This window comes from Agromyces binzhouensis, from assembly GCF_004135055.1.
GTDB lineage: Bacteria > Actinomycetota > Actinomycetes > Actinomycetales > Microbacteriaceae > Agromyces > Agromyces binzhouensis.
On sequence record NZ_SDPL01000665.1, the window covers coordinates 1 to 1,074 of the forward strand.

The 1,074-nt window shown below is 73.3% G+C and carries 2 protein-coding genes and 1 pseudogene; all 3 read left to right on the plus strand.

The annotated features are described in order from the left end of the window. A partial coding sequence (locus ESO86_RS17480) for a M20/M25/M40 family metallo-hydrolase (RefSeq protein ID WP_129236014.1) occupies positions 1–300 on the plus strand: 300 nt, incomplete at its 5' end. Positions 301–304: 4 nt separating this feature from the next. Further along, positions 305–814, plus strand: coding sequence for an amino-acid N-acetyltransferase (locus tag ESO86_RS17485; RefSeq protein WP_129236015.1), 510 nt, complete (start codon positions 305–307; stop codon positions 812–814). A gap of 74 nt (positions 815–888) precedes the next feature. Continuing rightward, a pseudogene (locus ESO86_RS17490) lies at positions 889–1,074 on the plus strand (hypothetical protein); the annotation flags it as partial.

The window sequence follows — 1,074 nt, forward strand, 5'->3', positions numbered from 1 at the left end:
CGCCCGCCGCTCGAGATCGCCGCCACCGAGGGCGTGTGGCGCCGCGCCCGCGCCGTCGCCGACGGGCTCGGGATGTCGCTGCCGGACGCGATCGTCGTCGGAGGCGCATCCGACGGCAACTTCACCGCGGGGATCGGCGTGCCCACCCTCGACGGCCTCGGCGCGGTCGGCGGGGGAGCGCACGCCGACCACGAGCACGTCATGGTCGAGGACATCCCCGCGCGCACGGCGCTGCTCACCGGTCTCATCCTCGACCTGCTCGGCGTGGACGGGCCCGGCGCGTCCGGCGCAATACGATGAGCGGATGACGCAGCCGCCCATCACCGTGCGCCGGGCGCGCACGCCCGACGTGCCGAAGATCGTGGAACTCGTCGAGCCGCTCGTGGCCCGACGCATCCTGCTCGGCAAGGAGCGCGTCGACCTGTACGGCGCGGTGCAGGAGTTCCGCGTCGCGGAGACGTCCGACGGCACGGTCGTCGGCTGCGGTGCGCTGCACGTCATGTGGGAGGATCTCGGCGAGATCCGCACGCTCGCAGTGGGCGAGGAGTGGCTCGGCCACGGGGTCGGCCACGCGCTCCTCGCCGCGCTCGAGTCCGATGCCCGCGAGCTCGGCCTGAGCCGCCTGTTCTGCCTGACGTTCGAGGTGTCGTTCTTCGGTCGGCACGGCTTCGAGGACATGGGTGCCGAGAGCGTCGATCCGGAACTGTACGCCGAGCTCGTGCGGTCGCACGACGAGGGCGTCGCGGAGTTCCTCGACCTCGCGCGGGTCAAGCAGAACACGCTCGGCAACACGCGGATGCTGAAAGTCCTCTGAGCGTTCCTCATCGGCGTCGGGGCACGCCGCGCGCCCGCGCGTCCCGCTTCGCCGCGCGGCCGTAGCCTGAGCCCATGTCGACCAACCGTCCCGCGTCAGGGCGCCTGCCCGCTGCCGTGTACCGACGCCGTCGGCTCATGGTGCTCCTGGGCCTCGTCGCGGTGATCGTCGCGGTCGTGCTCGTCTTCGTGCGCCCGGGCGCGAGCCAGGGCGACACCGTCGGCGCGACCACGCCCGCGAGCGCGCCGCCGACGGCTGCG